Origin of the sequence: Pseudomonas fluorescens (assembly GCF_900636825.1) — a bacterium.
GTDB classification, from domain to species: Bacteria; Pseudomonadota; Gammaproteobacteria; order Pseudomonadales; family Pseudomonadaceae; genus Aquipseudomonas; species Aquipseudomonas fluorescens_BG.
The window spans coordinates 4,889,961-4,906,783 of the sequence record NZ_LR134318.1; the positions used below are offsets into that span (position 1 = coordinate 4,889,961).

Below are 16,823 nucleotides of genomic sequence, written 5' to 3' on the forward strand. Positions count from 1 at the left end.
GTTCTACCTCAGCTTCAGGGTGGCAAGGCCGACCAGGACGAGAATCACGGTGATGATCCAGAAACGGACGATCACGCGTGGCTCGGGCCAGCCCTTGAGTTCAAAGTGGTGGTGTATCGGTGCCATGCGGAACACACGGCGACCGGTCAGCTTAAAGGACGCAACCTGAATGACGACTGACAGGGTTTCCATCACGAACACGCCGCCCATGATGAACAGGACGATTTCCTGACGGACGATTACCGCGATGGTTCCGAGCGCCGCGCCGAGTGCCAGGGCACCGACGTCGCCCATGAACACTTGCGCTGGATAGGTGTTGAACCAGAGGAAACCGAGACCCGCACCGATCAGCGCGCCGCAGAACACGATGAGCTCGCCAGCGCCTGGCACGTAAGGAATCAACAGGTATTCGGCAAACTTCACGTTACCCGACAGGTAGCAGAAAATCCCCAGACCGCCGCCGACCATCACGGTAGGCATGATCGCCAGACCGTCGAGGCCGTCAGTCAGGTTGACCGCGTTGCTCGAACCGACAATCACGAAGTAGGTCAGCACGATGAACCCGGCGCCCAGCGGAATGCTGTAATCCTTGAGCATCGGCAGGATCAGCGTGGTTTCCACGGGAGTGGAAGCAGTCATATAAAGGAAGATCGCCGCGCCGAGGCCGAACACCGACTGCCAGAAATATTTCCAGCGGCTTGGCAGGCCACGGGAGTTTTTCTCGATGACTTTGCGGTAATCGTCGACCCAGCCAATGGCGCCGAACAGCAGGGTCACCAGCAGCACCACCCAGACATAGCGGTTGCTCAGGTCAGCCCAAAGCAGAGTACTGACGCCGATGGACGACAGAATCAGCGCGCCGCCCATGGTCGGCGTACCGGATTTGGACAGGTGCGATTGCGGGCCGTCATTGCGCACCGATTGACCGATCTGACGGTTCTGCAGGGTGCGGATCATCCACGGGCCATAGCACAGCGACAAAACCAGCGCGGTCAGTACACCGAGAATCCCGCGCAGGGTCAGGTACTGAAAGACCGCGAAGCCTTTGTGGAACTGTTGCAGATACTCCGCTAGCAGCAGCAGCATTAATGTTTCTCCAGACTGGACCCGCACAGAGCCGCAACGATGTTTTCCATCGCTGCACTGCGCGAACCCTTGATCAAAATGGTGGTGTTTGTGTCCTGCTCGGCGGCGAGGGCCTGGATCAGTTCGGCATGTGTGCCGAAGTGCTGCGCCTGCTCACCGAAAGCGTTGACGGCGTGGACCATGTTCGGCCCGACGGCGTACAGCGCGGAAACTTTGCCCCGGGCGTATTCGCCCACGTCGCGGTGCCCCTGCTCCGCCCAGTCGCCCAACTCGCCGATATCCCCGAGCACCAGAACGGTGCGGCCGGAAAAGCCGGCGAGTATATCAACGGCCGCGCACATCGAGGTGGGGTTTGCGTTGTAGGTGTCATCGATCACGCGCATGCCGTTTTGCGCCAGTTGCGCGACAGTGCGGCCCTTGACCGGTTGCACGGCGCCAAGCCCGGTGGCGATGCCGAACAGCGACACGCCCAAAGCGTGAGCAGCAGCGGCGGCGGCCATGGCATTGGCGACGTTGTGGGTGCCGAGCAAATTGAGTTGCACGCGCTCACTGCCTTCAGGCGTGTGCAGGTTGAATGCCGGGCAGCCCCGGGCATCAGTGGCCAGATCGCTGGCGTAGAAGTCTGCCTGAGTGTTGCTCAGGGCGAAGGTCAGCACTTGACGCCCGGCGGCGCGGGTTTTCCAGATAGCGAAAGCTTTGTCATCGAGGTTGAGCACGGCGATGCCATCGGCCGCCAAGCCTTCGATGATTTCGCCTTTGGCTTCGACGATTTTTTCCGGGCCACCGAACTCACCGACGTGAGCGGTACCGGCATTGTTCAGGATCGCTACGTGTGGCTTGGTCAGCCCGACGGTGTAAGCGATTTCACCGAGACGCGAAGCGCCCAGTTCAATCACGGCCGAGGTGTGTTCCGGCGCCAGTTCGATCAGGGTCAGCGGCACGCCGAGATCATTGTTCAGGTTGCCACGGGTCGCCAGTACCGGGCCGCGCGTGCGCAGGACGCTCGCGAGCATTTCCTTGACCGTGGTCTTGCCGCTGGAACCGGTCACCGCTGCCACGGGCTGAGTGAACGCGGCACGGTTCAAGGCACCCAGTTGGCCGAGGGCCTGACGAGTGTCCTTGACCAGCAATTGCGGCAACGTGCTGTCGGCGACTTCATGCTCGACCAGCGCTGCTACGGCGCCTTTGCCGGCGACGTCATTCAGATAATCATGACCGTCGAAGCGCGGGCCGGTCAGGGCGATGAACAGTTGACCGGGCTGGATCGCGCGGCTGTCGATGCTGACGCCATTGAAACTGGCGTCGTCGCCGATCAGTCGGGCGTCGAGGGCATTGAGCAGTTCGCTGAGCGTGAGAACCTTAAGCATGGGCCACCTCCCAAGCGGTCAGGGCATGATCGGCCTCGACCAGATCGGAAAACGCATGGCGCACGCCGTTGATTTCCTGATAGTCCTCGTGACCTTTGCCGGCGAGGACAATCACGTCGTCAGCGGTCGCACCGGCAATCAATTGCGCGATGGCCTGGCCGCGACCGGCGACGAAGGTGACTTTATCCACAGCGGAAAAACCGGCGCGGATGTCGTCGAAAATCACCGTAGGATCTTCGGTGCGCGGGTTGTCGTCGGTGACTAGCACCTGATCGGCCAGACGCTCGACCACTTCGGCCATCAACGGACGCTTGCCGCGATCACGGTCGCCGCCGCAGCCGAACAGGCACAGCAGTCGGCCTTTGACGTGCGGACGCAATGCAGTGAGAACTTTTTCCAGCGCATCCGGGGTGTGGGCGTAATCGACCACCACCAGCGGTTGCGTGCCGCCACCGAGACGCTGCATGCGCCCGGCCGGGCCTTCAAGCTTCGGCAGCACCTTGAGAATTTCGTCGAGGGCGTAATCCAGCCCGAGCAAGGCGCCGACTGCCGCCAGTACGTTGCTCAGGTTGAAGCGCCCGAGCAATGTGCTGCGCAGATGATGCTCGCCCTGCGGCGTGACCAGCGTGGCGCGCACGCCATGGTCGTCGAACTGGGCTTCGCGGCAAAACAGATATGCGCTGCTGTCGAGCAGGCTGTAGGTGATCAGCCGCGACTCGCGTTTTTCCGCCGCCAGTTGCCGGCCGAACTCGTCGTCGAGGTTAACCACACGGCACTTCAGATCATTCCAGGCGAACAGCTTGGCCTTGGCCTCGGCGTACGCCTGCATGGTGCCGTGGTAATCGAGGTGATCGCGGGACAGGTTAGTCATCACCGCCACGTCGAACGCCAGCGCAGTGACGCGGCCCTGATCCAGACCGTGAGACGAGACTTCCATGGCCACGGCTTTAGCGCCGGCCTTTTTCAGGTCGCCCAGCGTCGCTTGCACCGCGATCGGATTCGGCGTGGTGTGCAGGCCGCTTTCCAGTGCGCCATAGAACCCGGAACCCAGGGTGCCCACGATGCCGCAATGCTGGCCGAGCAGGTCCAGCGCCTGTGCGACCAATTGGGTCACGCTGGTCTTGCCGTTGGTGCCGGTGACGCCGATCAGGTTCAGGTGATGACTCGGTTCACCGTAAAAACGCCCGGCGATGTGCGACAGCTGCGCCGCCAGACCCTTGACCGGAATCAGCGGCACGTCAGTGATCGGCAGCACGGTTGCGCCTTCGACTTCATACGCCACGGCAGCGGCACCGCGTTGCAAGGCATCGGCAATGTGCGCACGGCCATCGAACTTTCCGCCGGGCACTGCAAGAAACAAGTCACCGGCGCGCACGTTGCGGCTGTCCAGCGCCAATTCACGGATCAACAGATCGTGGCCGGCGTGGGGGAATATCTTGTTCAGACTTAATGACATCAGCCGCGCCCTCCATTGGCTTTCAGCGGAATGACCGGGGTGGCATTGGCCTGCTGCGTGGTCGGCAGGTTGTCCGGAGTTACGTTCATCAGGCGCAGGGTGCCGGACATCACACGGCTGAACACTGGCGCCGAAACGAGACCACCGAAGTAACCGGCCTTGGTCGGTTCATCGATCACCACAACGATCGCGTAACGCGGATCGCTCATCGGGCCGAAACCGGCGAACAGCGAACGGTAGGAGTTTTCTGCGTAGCCCTTGGTGCCGACCGAGGTCTTGCGCGCCGTACCCGACTTGCCGCCGACGTGGTACGCCGGCACTTGCGCACGGAACACGCCACGTGGAGCTTCGATCACTTGCTGCAACATGCCCTGCATGGTTTTCGCCACGGCTTCGGGCAACACTTGAGTGGTCTGCGGCATCTTGTCGGTTTTGATCAGAGTCAGCGGCGCGAGGCGACCATTGTTGGCCAACGCCGAAAATGCGTGCACCAGTTGGATCGCGGTCACGGAAATACCGTAGCCGTAAGACAAGGTTGCAGTTTCAGCCTTGCGCCACTCGCGATAGTTGGGCAGATTGCCCACCCGTTCGCCCGGGAAGCCGAGGCCAGTGTCCTGGCCAAGCCCGACTTTCTGAGCCAGACGGAAAATGGTTTCGCCGCCGATATCGAAGGCGACTTTACTCATGCCGACGTTACTGGAATTGATCAGAATGCCGGTCAGGTCGAGTACCGGGCCTTCGGTCTTGGAAACGTCTTTAATGGTGTATTTGCCGATCTGCAGGGAGCCCGGATACACCTCGACGGTGTCGCTCGGTTTCCAGCGGCCGGTTTCGATTGCCGCGCTCATCGAAATGGCTTTCATGGTCGAGCCCGGTTCGAACACGTCGATCATCGCGCGGTTGCGCATCATTGCCGGCTGCAGGTTGCGACGGTTGTTCGGGTTGTAGGTCGGCTGGTTGACCATGGCGAGAATCTCGCCGGTCTTCACATCCATGATCACCAGACTGCCGGCCTTGGCGCCGTTTTCGATGATCGCGTTGCGCAGTTCGCGATTGGCCAGATATTGCAGACGCAGGTCGATCGACAACGCCAAGGGCTTGCCGGCCTTGGCGTTTTTGGTGACCTGGACATCCTTGATCAGGCGTCCGCGCCGATCCTTGATGACCTGGCGTTTGCCCGGCACACCGGCGAGCCATTCGTCATAAGCGAGTTCGACACCTTCGCGACCGTGATCATCGATGTCGGTAAAGCCGACCATATGCGCGGTGACTTCACCGGCCGGGTAGAAGCGGCGGAATTCTTCGATGCCATAGACGCCCGGTACTTTCAGGTCGAGCACAGCCTGACCCTGCTCAGGCGTCAGCCCGCGCACCAGATAAATGAATTCTTTGTTGGCCTGGGCTTCGAGACGTTCGGCCAGGGCTTTCGGGTCCTGACCCAGCGCGGCGGCGAGTGCCGGCCACTTCTCTTTGGCGGTCTGCATTTCCTTGGCGTTGGCCCACAGCGTGGTCACCGGCGTACTGACGGCCAGAGGCTCGCCGTTACGGTCGGTGATCAGGCCACGGTGTGCCGGAATCGGGATGTGGCGCAGGCTGCGTGCGTCGCCCTGCCCCTTGAGGAAGTCACGGTCAACCACTTGCAGGTCGATGATGCGCCAGCAGATCGCCGCGACCATCAGGCCGAGCAATGCCACCATCAGGCGGAAGCGCCACGGGAACAGCGCGCCTTCGAGTTTCATCATGGCGCCACCATCTTCACGTCAGCCGCGCCGGGAATGTGCATTTTCAGCTGTTCGGTGGCCAGCACTTCGATGCGACTGTGCGCAGTCCAGGTGCTCTGCTCGAGAATCAGGCGACCCCACTCGGCCTGCGCCTTGTCGCGCACGCTGAGTTCGTTATAAAGGGTGTTGAGCAACTGCCGGTTCCAGTGCGCGCTGTATGACACGGCGATGGCCGAGAAAAGCACGCCGATAAACAGCAGCAGCATCAGAAAGCTGCCGCCGGGCAGTGGCTTGGCGAAAAGTTTGCTCACCGCAACTTCTCCGCGACACGCATGACGGCGCTGCGGGAACGTGGGTTGGCTTTGAGTTCGGCATCGGAGGCCGTCTGCGCTTTGCCGTGGACTTTGATTTTCGGCTCGAACGCAACGTGGCGAACCGGCAGGTTGCGCGGCAGGTTATCGGCTTCGCCTTTCACCAGCTTGCGCATGAACAATTTGACGATGCGATCTTCGAGCGAATGAAAGCTGATCACAACCAGGCGACCGCCAATTTCCAGCGCGTCCAGTGCCGCTTCGAGGCCGGCTTCGAGATCGCCCAGTTCGTTGTTGACGTGAATACGCAAACCCTGGAATGCACGGGTGGCCGGGTTCTTGCCTTTTTCCCACGCCGGGTTGGCGACTTTGAGCACTTCGGCCAGATCGGCGGTGCGCTCGAATGGCTTGATGTCACGACGCTCGGCGACGGCGCGGGCCATGCGGCCGGAGAAACGCTCTTCGCCGTATTCCTTGAACACCCGGGCAATTTCTTCAACCGGTGCGGTGTTGACGAATTCGGCAGCGCTGATCCCACGCGATGGGTCCATGCGCATGTCCAGCGGACCGTCATTGAGGAAACTGAAGCCGCGCTCGGCGTCATCAAGCTGCGGTGAAGACACGCCCAGGTCGAGCAGAATGCCGCTGACCTTGCCGCTCAGACCTTGCTCGGCAACCACCGAACCCAGCTCGGCAAAGCTGCGCTGCACAACGACAAAGCGGCCGTCTTCGGCCGCTAGCGTTTGCCCGGTGGCAATCGCTTGTGGATCCTTATCGAACCCGATGAGCCGACCGTCCGTGCCCAGCTGGCCGAGGATCAGCCGGCTGTGTCCGCCGCGCCCGAACGTGCCGTCCAGATAGCAGCCATCAGGACGTACGGCGAGAGCCTCGACGGCTTCGTCAAGCAGTACGGTGATGTGGTTAAAGCCGCTATCAATAGTCACAGGATCAAATCACGCAGTTCATCAGGCATCGCGCCCGGTTGTTGAATAGCAGCAAGGTCAGCGGCAGACACCACGTTCCATGCATCCTCGTCCCACAATTGGAACTTGTTCAGTTGGCCCACCAGCATTGCGCGCTTGTCCAGCTTGGCGTATTCGCGCAAACGCGGCGGAACCAGAAAACGACCACTGCCATCGAGTTCGAGGTCGACGGCATTACCAATCAATAAACGTTGCAGACGACGGTTCTCTTCGCGAAGCGATGGAAGCGCGCGCAACTTGGTTTCAATAATTTCCCACTCGTCGAGCGGATAGACACACAAACACGGATCAACGGCATCAATGGTCACGATCAATTGGCCGGAACTGCGGGAATCGAGCTCGTCACGGTACCGGCTCGGCATAGCGAGACGACCCTTTGCGTCGAGACTGATAGCGTTAGCTCCGCGAAACACGTCAGCGTTTCTCCAATTTTTATCGTTTTGAGCTCAAAAAACCCACTTCATGCCACTTTCCGCCACTTGCGCACACTATAGGAATGCGCCCACCACACCGTCAAGGCGCGGATTAAAGGAAAACCCTTACAGAACGGAGATTTAGGAGCGTAAAAGGAGGTGTAAAGAGAATCTGACGTGAAGTTTTGACCCTTAACTTGATACAGCACTGATAGCTGCGCTCGAAAGTTAAAGTGATTTGTTAAGAGTAAGATTTTTTCGGTATTACAAATGCGCTTCTGCTGTTGATTGAAGCACGGTGGGAATTGGCTATTACCACGTTTGCCGCTGCCGGACTTTCAGCCCAGGCCTGCTGATAATACACAGCCCTGTTGCCGATGATTCAAGCAGGGAAAGAAAAAGGTGGAGAGTCGATCTGTAAGCCGGGTTCTGTCTTGAACAGTCATTCGTCTACGATGGCCATCACTGGACATCTTTAGCAACCTACCCGGTCCCAGCGCGGGCCACGCCTTGGGACCCTATTTGGTCTTGCTCCAAGTGGGGTTTACCTAGCCACGAACTGTTGCCAGACGTGCGGTGCGCTCTTACCGCACCTTTTCACCCTTACCGGCGCTTGCGCGCTTAGGCGGTTATTTTCTGTGGCACTTTCCGTAGGCTCACGCCTCCCAGGCATTACCTGGCACTTCGCCCTATGGAGCCCGGACTTTCCTCCCCCCCCTAATTTTCATAGAGGGCAGCGACTGTCCGATCGACTCTCCGCCGCGAAGGTTAACGGCAGAGCGACCGAAGAACAAGCGCTAAAAGCCTCGAGAGCGCCATGGGCGACGGCTTACACGCCTTTCTGTTTGTCCAGCGCGACTTGATACAGGACATTTTTACGCTCGCCGGTGATTTGTGCGGCCAACGCGGCGGCACGCTTGAGCGGCATTTCTTCAAGCAGCAGATCAAGGATACGCATGGCTTCGCTGCTGACCGCATCCTCCGATTCCGGCGCGGTCCAGCCAGCGACCAGCACGACGCATTCGCCGCGCTGCTGATTGCTGTCAGTTTCGACGAATGCGCGCAGCTCGCTGAGCGGCAGGCCTTTGAGGGTTTCGAAGGTTTTGGTGATTTCCCGTGCCAGCAGAGCCTGACGCTCACCACCGAACACAGCCTCCATATCCTGCAGACATTCAAGGATGCGATGTGGGGCTTCATAGAAGATCAAGGTGCGCGGCTCTTCCTTGACAGCGTCCAGCCGCGCCTTGCGACCGACCGACTTGGCCGGCAGAAAGCCTTCAAAGATAAAGCGATCGGATGGCAAGCCTGCCGCCGACAACGCCGCGATCAATGCGCATGCACCTGGCACCGGCACGACATTGATTCCCGCAGCACGGGCCTGTCGCACCAGGTGATAGCCCGGATCGGAAATCAGCGGCGTGCCGGCGTCGGAAATCAGCGCAACGTTATCCCCCGCCAGCAAACGGGTAATAAAGCGGCTACCTTCATCACGCTCATTGTGTTCATGACAGGCGGCCAGCGGCGTGGAAATCCCGAAGTGCTGCATCAGGCGCGCCGAGTGGCGGGTGTCTTCCGCGGCAATCAACGCCACTTCACGGAGGATTTTCAGGGCCCGGGCACTGATGTCGTCCAGGTTGCCGATGGGCGTCGCCACCACATAAAGCGAGCCGGCAGCGGAATTCAGGGAACCTGGAGCAGTCAAAGCGCACACCTCGTGATCGGTAAAAGCGGCCATTGTAGCGCGTCACGAGATTTGCGTTGCGTTCGGGTAGAGCCCGGTTTTGCGCGCGATTGAGCGCCGCTGCAACATTTACATCAGCTAAATTGTCCGTTTACTGCCACTAACATCGCGCCCCGGCCAGTGCTTGGGTACAATTCCACGCTAATTTGATCGAGTATCAGGAACACTTACATGATCGCTTGCCTGCGGCTGTTCACTGCCCTCTGCCTCGCTGCCCTGTTGGCCGCGTGCGCCAGCTCCCCTTCCTCCAGCCTTGGCGAACTTCCACGGACTCCGGATGCCAGCATCGAGCAACTGCTCGAACAGGCTACCCAGGCGAAGACTCCGGAACAAGCCGCCCTGCTGCGCCTAAGCGCAGCGGATCTGGCTTATCGTCAAGGCAATGCCGGACAGTCCGCGCAGATCCTGCAACAAGTGCCGGTGGAGCAGCTCAAGCCAGGCCAGCAGATTTTCGCCAACACGCTGTCGGCCGAACTGGCCATGACGCGCAACCAGCCGAAAGCCGCGCTGACCGCCCTGAGCCACCCAAGCTTCCAGAAGCTCGGCGAGATGCCGGAGGAGCAACAAGTGCGCACCGGCACCGTGCATGCCCGCGCCCTTGAAGCCGATGGCCAGACCCTTGCCGCCGCCCGCGAGCGTGTATTCATTGCGCCAATGTTGGAAGGTGAAGCGGCGAGCAAGAACCACGAAGCGATCTGGACCCTGATTGGCTCGCTGCCAACCGATCAACTGCAACCCAATACCACCGACGATCTCGGCGGCTGGATGGGTCTGGCACTGGCGGTAAAAAGCGCCGGCACTCTGGAACAGCAGCAGGCAGCGATCGATAGCTGGCGTGCACAGAATCCAAAACACCCGGCCGCGATCAACCTGCCGCAGCCGCTGACCAAACTCAAGGAGCTGGCCAGCCAGCCACTGAGCAAGATCGCTCTGCTGCTGCCGCAGGACGGTCAACTCGCTTCGGTGGGCAAAGCCCTGCGTGAGGGCTTCATGGCTGCGCACTATCAGGCGCAGCAGGCCGGCCAGAAGCCGCCAGCCATTGAGTTCTACGACAGCTCGAAGCTGACGTCGATGGACGAGTTTTACCGCAAGGCGCAGGCTGATGGCGTGCAACTGGTCGTCGGCCCGCTGGAAAAACCTCTGGTCAAACAGCTGAGCACCCGCCCACAACTGCCGATCACCACTCTGGCACTGAATTACAGCGAAGGCGATCAAGGCCCGGCGCAGCTGTTCCAGTTCGGTCTGGCCGCTGAAGACGAAGCCCGCGAAGTCTCGCGCCGCGCTCGTGCCGATGGCCTGCACCGCGCGGCGATCATGGTGCCGAAAGGTGAATGGGGCGATCGCGTTCTGCGTGCGTTCAGCCAGGATTGGCAAGCCAATGGCGGCAGCATTGTTGCCACCGAACGTGTTGATCAGCCGGTGCAACTGGCCCAGCAGATCGCCGACATGTTCCAGCTGCGCCAGAGCGAAGCACGCGCCAAGAGCCTGCAGAACGCCGCCGGCACCAACGTTGCCGCGCAGCCTTCGCGCCGTCAGGACATCGAATTCATTTTCCTCGCCGCGACGCCGCAACAGGCCCAGCAGATCAAACCGACGCTGAATTTCCAGTACGCCGGTGACGTGCCCGTCTATGCAACTTCGCACGTTTACAGCGCCAGCGGCGACGTCAACCAGTACAACGACATGAACGGCGTTCGCTTTTGCGAAACCCCATGGCTGCTCGACACCAGCGACCCGCTGCGTCAGCAAGTGGTTGCGCAGTGGCCACAAGCGGCCGGCAGCCTCGGCCGTCTGTACGCGATGGGCGTGGATGCCTATCGCCTGGCGCCACGTCTGGGCCAACTCAAAGCACTGCCGGACAGCCGCATTGACGGTGAGTCGGGCAGCCTCGGCATGACCCAGACCCAACGCGTTGTGCGTCAATTGCCTTGGGCGCAGTTCGTCAGCGGTCAGGTTCAGCGCCTGCCGGACACACCACGCTGATGCCCGACAGGTCACGCTCGCAGAGCGGCAAGGATGCCGAGCGCCAAGCGCTCGAGCATCTGCAAAATCAAGGCCTGCGCCTGTTGGCGCAGAACTGGTTATGCAAACGCGGCGAGCTTGATCTGGTCATGCTTGATGGCGATACAGTAGTATTCGTCGAAGTTCGTTACCGAAAAAACACTCAATGGGGTGGCGCGCTCGCTAGCATCGATGGGCGCAAGCAGCAGAAACTGATTTTCGCTGCGCAGTATTTTCTTCAGCGCGAGTCGCGTTGGGCCAACTCCCCCTGCCGCTTCGATGTGGTGGCCATCGACAGCCACCCGGACCAGCTGAACTGGTTGCAGAATGCTTTCGACAGTTGATTGCCTGCATCCCGAACCGGACACATTAACCGACAACTTTTGCTCTTTGCTTTGCGGGCTGCACTTTCATGTGCCGGATAGCCGCGCTACTTAAGGTCACACAGATGGACATGCAATCCCGAATTCGCCAGCTTTTCCAGGCCAGTATCGACACCAAGCAACAGGCGATGGACGTACTTGCACCGCACATCGAGCAAGCCAGCCAGATCATGGTCAACGCCCTGCTCAACGAAGGCAAAATGCTCGCGTGCGGCAATGGCGGTTCGGCCGGCGACGCCCAGCATTTTTCCTCGGAGCTGCTCAATCGCTTCGAGCGCGAGCGCCCGAGCCTCCCCGCCCTTGCGCTGACCACCGATTCGTCGACGATCACTTCGATTGCCAATGACTACAGCTATAACGAAATCTTCTCCAAGCAAATCCGCGCACTCGGCCAGCCTGGCGATGTCTTGCTGGCGATTTCGACCAGCGGTAACTCGGCAAACATTATTCAAGCGATCCAGGCCGCACATGATCGCGAAATGATTGTCGTAGCTTTGACCGGACGCGACGGCGGCGGCATGGCATCACTGCTGTTGCCGGAGGACGTCGAGATTCGCGTACCAGCCAACGTCACTGCACGTATTCAAGAAGTCCACTTGCTGGCGATCCATTGCCTCTGCGATCTGATCGACAGCCAACTGTTCGGGAGTGAAGAATGACCCCTAATCGCCTTGGCCTTCTGGCCTTGACCCTGTGCCTGGGCATCAGCGGCTGCACCTCTGTGGTGAACGCCAGCCGTGAAGCACCGATCGAAGATGACCGCGGCACCCGCACCTTCGGCAGCAAGATTGACGATTCGCTGATCGAAACCAAAGTGGGCGTGAACATCGCCAAGGCCGATCCGGCTCTGGACAACGACTCGCACATCGTCGTCACCAGCTTCAACGGCGTCGTTCTGCTGGCGGGCCAAACACCGCGCGAAGACCTCAAGGCTAAAGCCGAGCAGGCCGCGGCCAACGTGCAACGCGTAAAGAAAGTGCATAACGAGCTGCAGGTGCTGTCGCCCTCCTCTCTGCTGGCGCGCCAGAACGACGCCTGGCTGACCACCAAGATCAAAACGCAGATGCTCACCGATGCCAGCATTCCGGGCTCGCGGATCAAGGTCATTACCGAGAACGGTATTGTTTACCTGCTGGGCTTGCTGACGAAACAGGAAGCGACCCAGGCAACCAATCTGGTTCAGGGTGTTTCTGGCGTTCAGAAAATCGTCAAACTCTTCGAGTACATCGACTGACCTGATTGCACAGGAGCTGTGTAGGAGCTGACGAGTGCAACGAGGCTGCGATCTTTTTATACGCAAGATCAAAAGATCGCAGCCTCGTTGCACTCGACAGCTCCTACGGTTGAAAACAGCAGGCACAAAAAAGGCGATCCATCTGGATCGCCTTTTTTTATTTCACCACTTTCAGGCTTGGCCGGCCACTTGGGCGCGGCGGCTCACTGTCCGGTGGCGGCTGGTCGTCATCGCGCTCGATATCGTCTTCGTCATCCGATGGCAACTCGAGATCGAACACCATCCCTTGACCGTTCTCCCGGGCATAAATACCCAGAATCGCACTGATCGGCACATACAGGCTATGCGGGACACCACCGAAGCGACCCTCGAAGGTCACGACGTCGTTGTCCATGTGCAGATGACGCACCGCACTCGGTGAGATGTTCAGCACGATCTGGCCATCGCTGGCGAAACCCTGCGGCACCTGCACAGCCGGGTATTCGGAATTGACCAGCATGTGCGGGGTGCAATCGTTATCGACAATCCACTCGTAGAGCGCGCGGACCAGATAAGGTCGACTGGAGTTCATAGCGGCTCCTTAAGCCTTAGCGCATATCGCGTTCGACACCAGACAGACTCGCCTGGAAAGCCTCACGCGCAAACTGGCGCTCCATATAATCAAGCAGCGGCTTGGCTGGCCGCGGCAGTTCAATACCCAGAATCGGCAAACGCCAGAGTATTGGTAATAGGCAGCAATCCACCAGACTTTGTTCCTCGCTCAGGAAGAACGGCTTGTCGGCAAACAGCGGCGACACACCTGTCAGGCTCTCACGCAATTCCTTGCGCGCCACGACCCGTGCGGCCTCCTTGCTCTTCGGATCCAGAATCAGATCCACCAGACCACACCAGTCACGCTGAATACGATGTATCAGCAGACGGCTGTTGGCACGCGCCACGGGATAAACCGGCATCAACGGCGGGTGCGGGTAACGCTCATCCAGATATTCCATCACCACGGTCGACTCCCATAACGCCAAGTCGCGATCGACCAGCGTGGGCAGACTGCCGTAAGGGTTCACCTCAATCAGTTTAGGCGGCTGGCGACCAGCTTCCACATAAATGATCTCGGCGCTGACACCCTTCTCTGCAAGCACGATGCGCACTCGGTGGGAATAGTGGTCGGCGGGGTCGGAGTAACAGGCCAACCGATTGGTCACGCCCATGGCGATCCTCCTCGCTTGTTGAATTTGTCGGAACCGGAAAAACGCGCGCGCCCAGAGGGCGCTTCCCGCAACGTCTGGCGAACCAGTCGTTGCGTTGTCGGAAGCACCCTTGGGCGCGCGCGATTAACAGCAATGCTTGAAGCGTATCAGTGCACGTCTTTCCAGTATTCACGCTTGAGCAGATAGGCGAACACAAAGAAGAACGCCAGGTACAGCAAGACATAAGTACCGATGCGCTGATGTTGCAGCTTAACCGGGTTAGCCGAGTAAGCCAGGAAGGTTACCAGATTCTTGACCGTCTCATCGAACTGCTCTGCATTCTGGGTACCCGTCTTCGGCACAATGGTCAGCTGATCGCACGCTTCATGAGTCAGCGGCGTGCCGGTCAGCGGATCGTATTGCTTCTTGCCGTCCTCGACGATCTGTACCTGTTTGCAGCCAACGACCTGACGACCTTGCAGGCCAACCAGTACGTTTGGCATGCCGACGTTCGGGAAGACCTTGTTGTTCACGCCCCAGGGACGCGCCGGATCTTCGTAGAACGAATGCAGATAACCGTAAAGCCAGTCCGTGCCACGAACACGCGCTACCAGCGTCAGGTCCGGTGGTGCCGCGCCGAACCAGGTCTTGGCATCGGAAGGCTGCATGCCGATGTTCATGTGGTCGCCGATCTTGGCACCCGTGAACACCAGTTTCTCCAGCATCATTTCATGAGGGATACCGAGGTCATCGGCAACCCGCTCGTAACGCTGGAACTTGGCACTATGGCAACCCATGCAATAGTTGGCAAAGGTACGCGCGCCATCCTGCAGAGCAGCCTTGTCAGCGAGGTCAATGTCGACCTTTTCCAACTCCGGACCACCGTGTTCAGCAGCAAAAGACAGCACAGGCAAGGCAGCAAAAATCAGCGCAAAAAATAACTTTTTCATCAGCCAGTCACCCTTTCCGGAACCGGTTTGGTCTTCTCGAGCCTGGTGTAGAACGGCATCAGAATGAAGTAAGCGAAGTACAGGAAGGTGCAGACCTGCGACAGCAACGTGCGACCCGGCGTCGGCGCGAGAACGCCCAGAATGCCGAGAATCACGAACGAAATGCAGAACACCACCAGCCAGATTCTGCTCAGCCAGCCTTTATAGCGCATCGATTTGACGGGGCTGCGATCCAGCCACGGCAGTACGAACAGCACCGCAATCGCCGCGCCCATGGCAATTACGCCGAGCAGCTTGTCCGGCACCGCGCGCAAGATTGCATAGAACGGTGTGAAGTACCACACCGGGGCAATATGCTCGGGAGTCTTGAACGGGTTGGCTTGCTCAAAGTTAGGTTTTTCGAGGAAGTAACCACCCATTTCCGGGAAGAAGAACACGATAAAGCAGAAGATGAACAGGAACACCACAACCCCGACAATGTCCTTCACCGTGTAGTACGGGTGGAAGGCGATACCGTCCAGCGGGATACCATTTTCGTCTTTGTGCTTCTTGATGTTGACGCCGTCAGGGTTGTTCGAACCCACTTCGTGCAGCGCCAGAATGTGCAGCACCACCAGGCCGAGAATCACGATCGGCAGAGCCACAACGTGCAGCGCAAAGAAGCGGTTCAGGGTGATTCCCGAGATCAGGTAGTCACCACGAATCCACTGAGTCAGGTCGTCGCCGATCAGCGGAATCGCGCCGAACAGCGAGATGATCACCTGGGCACCCCAGTAGGACATCTGACCCCATGGCAGCAGGTAACCCATGAACGCTTCAGCCATCAGCGCCAGGTAAATCAGCATGCCGAAAACCCAGACCAGTTCGCGAGGTTTCTGGTACGAACCGTAAAGCAGACCCCGGAACATGTGCAGATAGACCACGATGAAAAACGCCGAAGCGCCGGTCGAGTGGAGCAGACGCAGGATCGAACCGTACTCGACATCGCGCATGATGTATTCGACGGAAGCGAACGCCTCTTCTGCGGACGGCGTGTAGCTCATCGTCAGCCAGACACCGGTGACGATCTGGTTGACCAGCACCAGCAACGCCAGCGAACCGAAAAAGTAGAAGAAGTTGAAGTTTTTTGGAGCGTAATATTTGCTGAGATGGTCTTCCCACATCTTGGTCGCAGGAAAGCGCGCATCAACCCAATCCATGAACTTGCTCATCACGCTTTCTCCGTATCGACGCCGATGACGATCAGGTCATCGGTCTCATAGGAATGCGGGGGAACTGGCAGGTTCAAAGGCGCGGGTTGCGACTTGTAGACGCGACCAGCCAGATCGTAGTGGGAACCGTGGCAAGGGCAGAAATAGCCGCCGACCCAGTCCTTGCCCAGATCCGCAGGTGCCACTTCAGGGCGGAAAGTCGGTGAGCAACCGAGGTGCGTGCAGATCCCGATCAGCAGCAGAATTTCTGGCTTGATCGAGCGTACTTCGGGGTCGACATAGGTGGGTTGCGTGGAGTTTTTGGAGGTTGGATCGGAGAGCTGGCCTTCGATCTTCTTGAGATTCCCCAGGATTTCCTCGGTACGGCGGACAATGAACACCGGCTGGCCACGCCACTCAGCAATCATCTGCTGTCCTGGCTCGATCTTGCTGACATTCACTTTCACCGGTGCACCAGCGGCCTTCGCCTTGGCACTGGGAAACCATGACCCCACGAACGGGACCGCAGCCCCCACCGCTCCTGCAGCACCCACCACGGATGTGGCTGCTACCAAGAAGCGACGCCGGCCTGCATTCACGCCGTCATTGCTCATTCAGTCCTCTCCCATCAGCTTTTGTGGCCTGTTAAATCAGGCGTCTACTAAATAAATCAAATGTTGCTTATAAAAATTTTGCCCGAATGGTAATGAAAACCCCCAATTCTGACAAGGTAATTACCCGGAGCGGAGCCCCTCAAGCCTTGGAGTATAGGGGGTCTACGGAAGTGGCAAGTTGTCGCAGCG

The 16,823-nt window shown here is 59.2% G+C and carries 17 protein-coding genes and 1 other RNA gene; 4 read left to right on the forward strand and 14 right to left on the reverse strand.

The window, feature by feature from the left end:
- Nucleotides 1-3: 3 nt before the first annotated feature.
- From mraY to rsmI, 9 genes are all read right to left on the reverse strand, one after another.
- The gene (gene mraY / locus EL257_RS22165) at nucleotides 4-1,086 is read right to left on the reverse strand and encodes a phospho-N-acetylmuramoyl-pentapeptide-transferase (RefSeq protein ID WP_126366224.1); all 1,083 of its coding nucleotides are present in this window, start codon (nucleotides 1,084-1,086) and stop codon (nucleotides 4-6) included.
- Nucleotides 1,086-2,453 (reverse strand): UDP-N-acetylmuramoyl-tripeptide--D-alanyl-D-alanine ligase, encoded by a 1,368-nt coding sequence (locus EL257_RS22170; RefSeq protein WP_126366226.1) that lies wholly within the window; start codon nucleotides 2,451-2,453, stop codon nucleotides 1,086-1,088. The genes mraY and EL257_RS22170 overlap by 1 nt, the downstream gene beginning before the upstream one ends.
- On the reverse strand, nucleotides 2,446-3,909 hold the full coding sequence (locus EL257_RS22175; protein WP_126366228.1) for a UDP-N-acetylmuramoyl-L-alanyl-D-glutamate--2,6-diaminopimelate ligase: 1,464 nt from the start codon (nucleotides 3,907-3,909) through the stop codon (nucleotides 2,446-2,448). The genes EL257_RS22170 and EL257_RS22175 overlap by 8 nt, the downstream gene beginning before the upstream one ends.
- Nucleotides 3,909-5,648 carry a peptidoglycan D,D-transpeptidase FtsI family protein gene (locus tag EL257_RS22180; protein ID WP_172604576.1) on the reverse strand — a complete coding sequence of 580 codons (1,740 nt, stop codon included), beginning with the start codon at nucleotides 5,646-5,648 and terminating at the stop codon, nucleotides 3,909-3,911. The genes EL257_RS22175 and EL257_RS22180 overlap by 1 nt, the downstream gene beginning before the upstream one ends.
- A complete protein-coding gene (gene ftsL / locus EL257_RS22185) occupies nucleotides 5,648-5,941 on the reverse strand; it encodes a cell division protein FtsL (protein ID WP_016773269.1) in 294 nt (97 codons plus the stop codon). The genes EL257_RS22180 and ftsL overlap by 1 nt, the downstream gene beginning before the upstream one ends.
- Nucleotides 5,938-6,885 (reverse strand): 16S rRNA (cytosine(1402)-N(4))-methyltransferase RsmH, encoded by a 948-nt coding sequence (gene rsmH, locus EL257_RS22190; RefSeq protein WP_419866587.1) that lies wholly within the window; start codon nucleotides 6,883-6,885, stop codon nucleotides 5,938-5,940. The genes ftsL and rsmH overlap by 4 nt, the downstream gene beginning before the upstream one ends.
- Nucleotides 6,882-7,337, reverse strand: a complete 456-nt coding sequence (mraZ, locus tag EL257_RS22195) for a division/cell wall cluster transcriptional repressor MraZ (RefSeq protein WP_126366233.1) — start codon at nucleotides 7,335-7,337, stop codon at nucleotides 6,882-6,884. Before mraZ ends, rsmH begins: the two co-directional genes overlap by 4 nt.
- Nucleotides 7,338-7,739: 402 nt before the next feature.
- Nucleotides 7,740-8,093: RNase P RNA component class A (gene rnpB / locus EL257_RS22200), an RNA gene on the reverse strand.
- Nucleotides 8,094-8,166: 73 nt separating this feature from the next.
- Nucleotides 8,167-9,072: a 16S rRNA (cytidine(1402)-2'-O)-methyltransferase gene (rsmI, locus tag EL257_RS22205; RefSeq protein WP_172604513.1), complete on the reverse strand. Its 906-nt coding sequence runs from the start codon at nucleotides 9,070-9,072 to the stop codon at nucleotides 8,167-8,169.
- Between the two features lie 177 nt (nucleotides 9,073-9,249).
- Here rsmI and EL257_RS22210 point away from each other — a divergent pair, with 177 nt between their 5' ends.
- The 4 genes from EL257_RS22210 (at nucleotide 9,250) to EL257_RS22225 (ending at nucleotide 12,696) form a co-directional block, all read left to right on the forward strand.
- Complete coding sequence (locus tag EL257_RS22210; RefSeq protein ID WP_126366237.1) at nucleotides 9,250-11,061, forward strand: penicillin-binding protein activator; 1,812 nt, start codon at nucleotides 9,250-9,252, stop codon at nucleotides 11,059-11,061.
- On the forward strand, nucleotides 11,061-11,423 hold the full coding sequence (locus EL257_RS22215; protein ID WP_126366239.1) for a YraN family protein: 363 nt from the start codon (nucleotides 11,061-11,063) through the stop codon (nucleotides 11,421-11,423). Before EL257_RS22210 ends, EL257_RS22215 begins: the two co-directional genes overlap by 1 nt.
- 104 nt (nucleotides 11,424-11,527) lie before the next feature.
- Nucleotides 11,528-12,121, forward strand: a complete 594-nt coding sequence (locus EL257_RS22220; RefSeq protein WP_126366241.1) for a phosphoheptose isomerase — start codon at nucleotides 11,528-11,530, stop codon at nucleotides 12,119-12,121.
- The gene (locus EL257_RS22225; protein ID WP_126366243.1) at nucleotides 12,118-12,696 is read left to right on the forward strand and encodes a BON domain-containing protein; all 579 of its coding nucleotides are present in this window, start codon (nucleotides 12,118-12,120) and stop codon (nucleotides 12,694-12,696) included. Before EL257_RS22220 ends, EL257_RS22225 begins: the two co-directional genes overlap by 4 nt.
- Nucleotides 12,697-12,853: 157 nt before the next feature.
- On the opposite strand, the gene EL257_RS22230 is transcribed toward EL257_RS22225, so the two are convergent.
- The 5 genes from EL257_RS22230 to petA all read right to left on the reverse strand — a co-directional run bounded on the left by EL257_RS22230 (nucleotide 12,854) and on the right by petA (nucleotide 16,634).
- Entirely contained in the window at nucleotides 12,854-13,267 is a 414-nt protein-coding gene (locus tag EL257_RS22230) for a ClpXP protease specificity-enhancing factor (protein ID WP_126366245.1), read from the reverse strand.
- Nucleotides 13,268-13,283: 16 nt separating this feature from the next.
- Nucleotides 13,284-13,901 carry a glutathione S-transferase N-terminal domain-containing protein gene (locus tag EL257_RS22235; RefSeq protein ID WP_007961620.1) on the reverse strand — a complete coding sequence of 206 codons (618 nt, stop codon included), beginning with the start codon at nucleotides 13,899-13,901 and terminating at the stop codon, nucleotides 13,284-13,286.
- Nucleotides 13,902-14,047: 146 nt separating this feature from the next.
- Entirely contained in the window at nucleotides 14,048-14,830 is a 783-nt protein-coding gene (locus tag EL257_RS22240) for a cytochrome c1 (RefSeq protein WP_126366247.1), read from the reverse strand.
- On the reverse strand, nucleotides 14,830-16,041 hold the full coding sequence (locus tag EL257_RS22245) for a cytochrome b (RefSeq protein WP_126366249.1): 1,212 nt from the start codon (nucleotides 16,039-16,041) through the stop codon (nucleotides 14,830-14,832). The genes EL257_RS22240 and EL257_RS22245 overlap by 1 nt, the downstream gene beginning before the upstream one ends.
- On the reverse strand, nucleotides 16,041-16,634 hold the full coding sequence (petA, locus tag EL257_RS22250; RefSeq protein WP_007917031.1) for a ubiquinol-cytochrome c reductase iron-sulfur subunit: 594 nt from the start codon (nucleotides 16,632-16,634) through the stop codon (nucleotides 16,041-16,043). The genes EL257_RS22245 and petA overlap by 1 nt, the downstream gene beginning before the upstream one ends.
- Nucleotides 16,635-16,823 lie beyond the last annotated feature (189 nt).